8 protein-coding genes are annotated in these 6,346 nt (G+C 41.1%); 3 read left to right on the plus strand and 5 right to left on the minus strand.

What is annotated here, in order from left to right:
• Positions 1 to 37: 37 nt before the first annotated feature.
• The gene (gene panB / locus G500_RS0104990) at positions 38 to 862 is read right to left on the minus strand and encodes a 3-methyl-2-oxobutanoate hydroxymethyltransferase (protein ID WP_027001786.1); all 825 of its coding nucleotides are present in this window, start codon (positions 860 to 862) and stop codon (positions 38 to 40) included.
• A 561-nt stretch (positions 863 to 1,423) separates the two neighbouring features.
• Here panB and G500_RS0104995 point away from each other — a divergent pair.
• Positions 1,424 to 2,212, plus strand: coding sequence for a Crp/Fnr family transcriptional regulator (locus G500_RS0104995; protein ID WP_245574459.1), 789 nt, complete (start codon positions 1,424 to 1,426; stop codon positions 2,210 to 2,212).
• 233 nt (positions 2,213 to 2,445) lie between these two features.
• On the opposite strand, the gene G500_RS0105000 is transcribed toward G500_RS0104995, so the two are convergent.
• The 4 genes from G500_RS0105000 to G500_RS0105015 form a co-directional block, all read right to left on the minus strand.
• Complete coding sequence (locus G500_RS0105000; protein ID WP_027001788.1) at positions 2,446 to 2,883, minus strand: hypothetical protein; 438 nt, start codon at positions 2,881 to 2,883, stop codon at positions 2,446 to 2,448.
• A 117-nt stretch (positions 2,884 to 3,000) separates the two neighbouring features.
• Entirely contained in the window at positions 3,001 to 3,468 is a 468-nt protein-coding gene (locus tag G500_RS22375; protein ID WP_051203290.1) for a hypothetical protein, read from the minus strand.
• A 187-nt stretch (positions 3,469 to 3,655) separates the two neighbouring features.
• Positions 3,656 to 4,306 (minus strand): polysaccharide deacetylase family protein, encoded by a 651-nt coding sequence (locus tag G500_RS0105010; protein WP_027001789.1) that lies wholly within the window; start codon positions 4,304 to 4,306, stop codon positions 3,656 to 3,658.
• 34 nt (positions 4,307 to 4,340) lie between these two features.
• Complete coding sequence (locus G500_RS0105015; RefSeq protein ID WP_051203291.1) at positions 4,341 to 4,790, minus strand: ATP-dependent zinc protease family protein; 450 nt, start codon at positions 4,788 to 4,790, stop codon at positions 4,341 to 4,343.
• 170 nt (positions 4,791 to 4,960) lie between these two features.
• On the opposite strand from G500_RS0105015, the gene dnaN reads away from it, so the two are divergent.
• On the plus strand, positions 4,961 to 6,088 hold the full coding sequence (dnaN, locus tag G500_RS0105025) for a DNA polymerase III subunit beta (protein ID WP_027001791.1): 1,128 nt from the start codon (positions 4,961 to 4,963) through the stop codon (positions 6,086 to 6,088).
• A gap of 133 nt (positions 6,089 to 6,221) precedes the next feature.
• A partial coding sequence (locus G500_RS26570) for an AAA family ATPase (protein ID WP_154657020.1) occupies positions 6,222 to 6,346 on the plus strand: 125 nt, incomplete at its 3' end.

Genomic DNA, 6,346 nt, shown 5'->3' on the forward strand with positions numbered 1-6,346 from the left:
TAGAATCTATATTTATTTTTTTGCTTTTTTCGCGCTTCTATTCATAACTTTCTTCTTCGGTAGGAAAGCTAATGGCTTTTACATCTTCGACGTATTGGCTTACGGCTTGTTTCATGATGCCTGCAAGGTCGGCATAACGGCGAAGAAAACGGGGGTGAAAATCTTGCGTAATGCCGAGCATATCGTGTGTAACGAGTACCTGCCCATCTACGCCTGCGCCTGCGCCAATTCCGATAATCGGAATTTGTACGGCTTTTGCGACTTTTGCCGCCAATTTAGAGGGTATTTTTTCTAAAACAATGGCAAAACAGCCACATTCCTCCAATATTTTAGCGTCTTCTATGAGTTTGGCGGCTTCGGTTTCTTCGCGAGCGCGGACGCTATAAGTGCCAAATTTGTAGATAGATTGTGGGGTAAGCCCTAAATGCCCCATGACGGGTACGCCTGCGGAAAGTACGCGCGTGATAGATTCCTTGATTTCTTCGCCCCCTTCCATCTTGACGGCGTGTGCGCCCGACTCCTTCATGATACGGACGGCAGATTCCAAAGCCAAGCGCGAATTGCCCTGATAAGAGCCAAAGGGAATATCGACGACGACTAAGGCTCTTTGCACACCTCGCACGACGGCACTGGCGTGATAAATCATCTGGTCTAAGGTAATGGGGAGCGTTGTTTCATGACCCGCCATGACATTAGAAGCCGAATCGCCGACGAGCAGTACATCTATCCCCCCGCTGTCTAAAATTTTAGCCATCGAAAAATCGTAGGCAGTGAGCATCGAGATTTTTTCGCCCCGCAGTTTCATCTCTTGCAGCAGGTGGGTCGTAACTCTTTTGGCATTGGAAGAAGTTGCTTTTGACATGTTCTGTTTCGTTAGATGGATAGCTTTTTGGAAAGATAGGCTAAGTTTCGTAAAATTAAAAAAATATTTGTCAGAAAGCCCAAAAGTGAAGGCTAAATTTTGAGAAATTAAGAAAAAAGACGCGCTACCCAAATACAAGCCACAAGAGAGGATTTGTGCCTTCGCAGGCTTGCCCAAACTTTTTAGTTCAGTCAGGTTAAGTTTTGTGAAAAGCCTTGTTTTATCAAATTTGACACGAAATAAAATTTGGGCAGAATCCTTCTTTTAAGTATGAAAACCCTTTTTTATTTCAATCTCACGGCGGACAAGGCAATTCCTTCTCCCTACATTCGAACCTAATTTTTAGAATTTAACATCACTGCCCCTTTCAAAAGAGAAGGTTAGAAAGTGGAATTTTAGGCTAAAAATTCTTTTCTGACGCAGAGAAAAGTTCCATTTTTCTATCCAAATGGGACTATCTTCGGTTTGACTTTCAAAAAACACGCTTTTTTTCGTACCTTGCCGATAGGTTTCGTATATTTATGTAGTTTTTATTTCAATAGCACAACTTTTGTTGAACTTATGACCCTCAAAACCTCAACAAAGTTAGACAGAAATAAAAGCCACAATAATACCAAACCCCAAACTCACGTCATGCGAAAACAACCCATGGAATTTCCACAATGCGACCAATGTAGCGTGCGCCAACATTCGGTCTTTTGCGACCTCACCACCACACAAGCCGCCGAGCTTTCTGCCAATAAAGGCTGTAATCAATACAAAAAAGGGCAGCATCTCTTTTTCGAGGGTGCGCGTCCCTTCGGTGTGCATTGCATCTATCAAGGCAATGTAAAACTTGTCAAGACGGGCATAGACGGCAAGGAGCAAATTGTGCGCCTTATCCGCCAAGGCGACATTTTGGGCTACAATGCCATTCTAAGCGGCGAGATGTATAATATCTCTGCCATCGCCTTAGAAGATGTCGTAGTCTGTTTCATACCCAAACAAAACTTCTTGCACCTGCTCGAAGATGTGCGCGAATTTCCCAAAAAGATGATGCAACTGATGTCGTCGGATATGAACGATATGGAAAACCGTCTGACCAACTGGCTGCAAAAGACGGTGCGGGAGCGATTAGCCGAAGTGCTGCTTTTACTGCAAAGCACGTATGGCACACTACCCAAAAGTCAGGCTCTTAATATTCGCCTCACGCGCGAGGATATCGCCAATCTGATTGGTACTGCACCCGAAACGGTGATTCGTTATTTGGCAGAATTGAAATCTGAAAATGCAATTGATTTGAAAGGTAAAGAAATTATTATTACAAATAAAATCAAATTGGTACGTATCGCCAACATCGAGTGGGCGTAATTTTGTGAGAGCTTTTCGGTTTATTTTAGAACATGGATTGAACAGATTGGACAAATTTTGCACAAAGCAAGGTAAAAATTGTATATCGGTGTAGGCTACTTTAATCGGTCTAATCTGTGTTCTAATTTCTTAGGGTTCTAATTTCTTAGGGTTCTAATTTCTTAGGGTTCTAATTTCTTAGGGTTCTAACTTTCTTATATTTTTAAAAATATTACTTATTTAACTTAATTTTTTTACATTTTTTCAATTTTGGTACAACGCCACCCCGTTCCTACTTTTTTGAAAAAATAACGCCTTTGCATACTGCTAAGGTTTAGAACCGCCCCTTGTCCCTCTTTTGTAACATCACTTTCAAAAATCATAACCAAAGCCGCTATCTGTTCGGGACTAAAAACTTGTTCATATTCTGCTAAAAATTCAGTAGAGTTTTGAAAGGTATTTTGATAAAAATAAAAAGGATAATTGATATACTGATTTGCGACCAAATTTTTTTCTTCCTGCAAAAGACTTTCCTTTAATCCTACCCAATACGCGCCAAAATCTTGTGCTTGCACAAAAAAAGGCTCTGTCTTTGCAAAAGACATAGGCTTGATTGCCACCCAAAAAAGCAGCAAGAAGACTATCAAAAAAAGACGGCTGCCATAGATAAAAGACATTTTTTGAACCTTCATAAAGATTTTATTTTGGCATAGCGAAGGACTAAGCCCTTCGCTATGAAAGTTGAAGCAAGTAAGAGAAACAAGCAAAGGCAAAAGGTATGCTAAAAAATATTGCCGCCGCAGAAGTGCCTAAAATTCGAACACATCGACGTAATCTACCACGTTGTTGCCTTCACAGTTTTCCATCTGTTGCAAACGGTAGTATTTTCTTCCATTTTTCTTTTCAAAAATAAAAGCATTTTCCAAAGTAGCCTCTTTGAGGCACTCCTGACCATTGTTGATAAAACTCACGCGCGTTCTGATAATACCTTCGAAGCGAAAACGGTTTGCGTCGATAGGAAGGAGCGTACCCGAAATGACGCAATAGTCGCCATTGCTTTCCACGCTGCCCTCGATGGAAAATTCGCCTTCGCCCTCGTGTTGTATCTTGACTTTGCCCATTTTTTCGCCCAACCATTGCAATTTTAGGCTGCGTGTACCTACTAAGCCGTAAGCGTTATCGAAAGTTTTTTTCGTTTGCGCTGCTGCCTGCTCTGAAAAAGAAAAAACAAAAAAGAAAGCACCAAGAATAGCGAAAAGAATTGATTTGATTTGCATATTCAAAAGATTTGAGAGAATAAAGAAATAATATTAGAAGCAAATAGGGAAGCATCTTCGTTTTCCCATCAAAAGGATATGCAATTTTAAGGATAAAAAAAAGTACGCAAAAGTCTATTTTTACCAAAGTGGTTTTTTACTTGCCCAAAGTCGGGTTTGGCTTTGTGAAAGATTTTTGTGAAAGATTTTATAGCTTGCTAAAAAGATACCCTTCTTGGTGAAAGTGCTGCAAAAAAAGTGGCAGCGCGTATTCCAGATTGCGCCGCGCCTTCAAACTGTCGTGAAAGGTAACGATAGACCCTGCTTCGGTATTGCCCAACGCCACCTCCAAACAGGCTTGGGGGCTTAGTTGGGCATCAAAATCGCCCGTTAGCACGTCCCACATCACAATTTGATAGTGTTGCGCAACCGTTCTTACCTGTGCAGGGGTCATTTTCCCATAGGGAGGGCGAAAATAGCGAACCGCAGGCGCAGCCTTTTGAGAAAGAATATTTGTTGTTTCTTTTTGTATAATTTGGGTGCAATTTTCTATATTTTCCCAATAAAGAGTAGCCTGTGTCTGCCAACCGTTGAGATGATGAAAGGTGTGATTGGCTACGGTATGCCCTGCCTCTACTACCTTTGCAAAAATATCGGGGTGCTTTTTGATGTTATCGCCCACACAAAAAAAAGTAGCCTTTGCCTGATAAAGGGCTAAATTTTCAAGCACAAATTCGGTAACTTCGGGAATAGGACCATCATCAAAGGTGAGAAAAATCTCTTTCTCTGCCGTCTTTTTCTGCCAAAGCAGACAAGGGAAGACCCAAGTAAGGGCTTTATGACTTTTATGAAAATACATATTCTACACTTATTTTTTAAGTATCAATAAAAACTTAAAGACAATATTTTTTCGCCACATCTACTAAAAAACGCTTCGAAAGCACCTTCCTACCCAATAAAATAGGATAGCGCATATCGCTCCTATCGTTCAAAGTAAATTCTACCTTAAAAAGGTGATTGCCCAGTTGCATCTGCGTCTTGACTTTAAAACGTTCTTGAAGTTGCCCATTCGAACTTTTGACGCGCGTTTGAGCGAATTTTTTAAAAAAAAGCGGTTCATTTTGATAAGCAGGATGAGAAGGGTCTAATAAAAAACAAGACAAAACCCTGCCCCCATCTTTTTCCAAAACCTGAATAGAATGGCAATGCAGCGAACTTGTATAAGCCCCTGTGTCTATTTTGGCATCAAGTTGAAAAAGGGCTAAATCAGGCAGGGCAATGCGTTCGATTCTGCCAATGATAGTTTTACTTTTTTTCGCATCTGTAAGGTTTAAATTGTTCATATTTTTAATTTTTAGGAATACAGTAGGCAAGATAGTGAAAAAGGTTTTTCGATAAGTGCGAGCGAACTAAAAAATTGATAAAAATGTTCCAAAGGGGGCTTTTTCGAAAAAAAATTGCTATGTTTGTTGTCTATTTTAAAAAAATCTAACACTCCAAAATCGTAAGCCACATGAGGTTTATCATCAATTCCGCGCAGCTGCTCCGCCAGCTAAACGCGCTCAAAGGGGCTGTACCCAGCAATGCGGTCATTCCTATTTTAGAAAACTTTTTATTTGATATTCAACAAGGCGTGCTGACTATCACGGCTTCCGATTTGCAAACTTCGGTCATTGCGCAGATGAATGTGGAAGCCGACGAAGATGGAAATATTGCCGTTCCTGCCAAAATGCTTTTGGATACGCTCAAAAACCTCCCAGAGCAGCCCATCAGCTTTACCATAGACCCCGAAAATGCCACCATCGAGATTACGGCTGAAAGTGGTAACTACAAAATCACAGGCGAAAGCGGCGAAGACTACCCAAGCCCTGCCGAAGTAGGTAACGAAAATACGCTGCACCTAACTTCCGACGTTTTGGCAAGTGCAATTTCTTACACCCTTTTCGCTATTAGCACCGACGAATTGAAACCTGCCATGAACGGGGTCTTTGTGCAAGTGCGCGACGGACACACCAACTTCGTTTCTACCGACGCACACCGTTTGGTGCGCTACCGCAGAAATGGCGTAGGTGCAAGCCAAGAAGCCTCTTTTATCATTCCGGGAAAAGCCTTAGAGCAGCTCAAAAATGCCCTTCCCTCTGATGCGGCGCAGGAAATACAAATCGCTTTTGATGAAAAAAATGCCGCTTTTACTTTCGGCAATATCAATATGATTTGTCGCCTTATCGATGAGCGTTTCCCTGATTATGAGAACGTTATCCCCTACAATAACGCCCTCAATCTGACCATCGACCGCCAAAAAATGCTCGCCAGTTTGAAGCGAAGCATCATCTACGCCAATAAGGTTACCAACCAAGTGCGCCTCAAACTTTCGGACGACACCCTTACCATCAACGCCGAAGACTTAGATTTTTCAAACTCTGCCAAAGAAAACTTGCTTTGCGAATTTGAAGGCGAAGACTTCGAAATCGGATTCAATGCCAAATTCCTTATCGATATGTTGGGACATTTGGAAGCGGGACAGGTGAAGTTCTCTTTTTCAGAGCCTAATCGCGCTGCCCTCCTTGTGCCTTCCGAAACAGACTCACAAGAGGATATTTTGATGCTCGTGATGCCTGTCATGTTGAATAGCTACTATTAGAATTTTGCTAAAAAACTTATTTTTATAGTACAAATAAAAAAGTCGTTTCCTACGGAAATGGCTTTTTTTATCCCCGCTCAATTTTTCTTAGCGATTCTGTCCTATTTTTTGTATCTTCAATCAAAAAATAAAAATGAACCACAACCTACCCAAATTGCCATTAGGCGAACAAGATTTTGCACAAATGAGAAATAAAGAAATGGTTTATGTAGATAAAACCAACTTTATTTATCAACTTTTTTTTGTCCGACAGGAAAA

Origin of the sequence: Hugenholtzia roseola DSM 9546 (assembly GCF_000422585.1) — a bacterium.
Classification (GTDB): Bacteria; Bacteroidota; Bacteroidia; order Cytophagales; family Bernardetiaceae; genus Hugenholtzia; species Hugenholtzia roseola.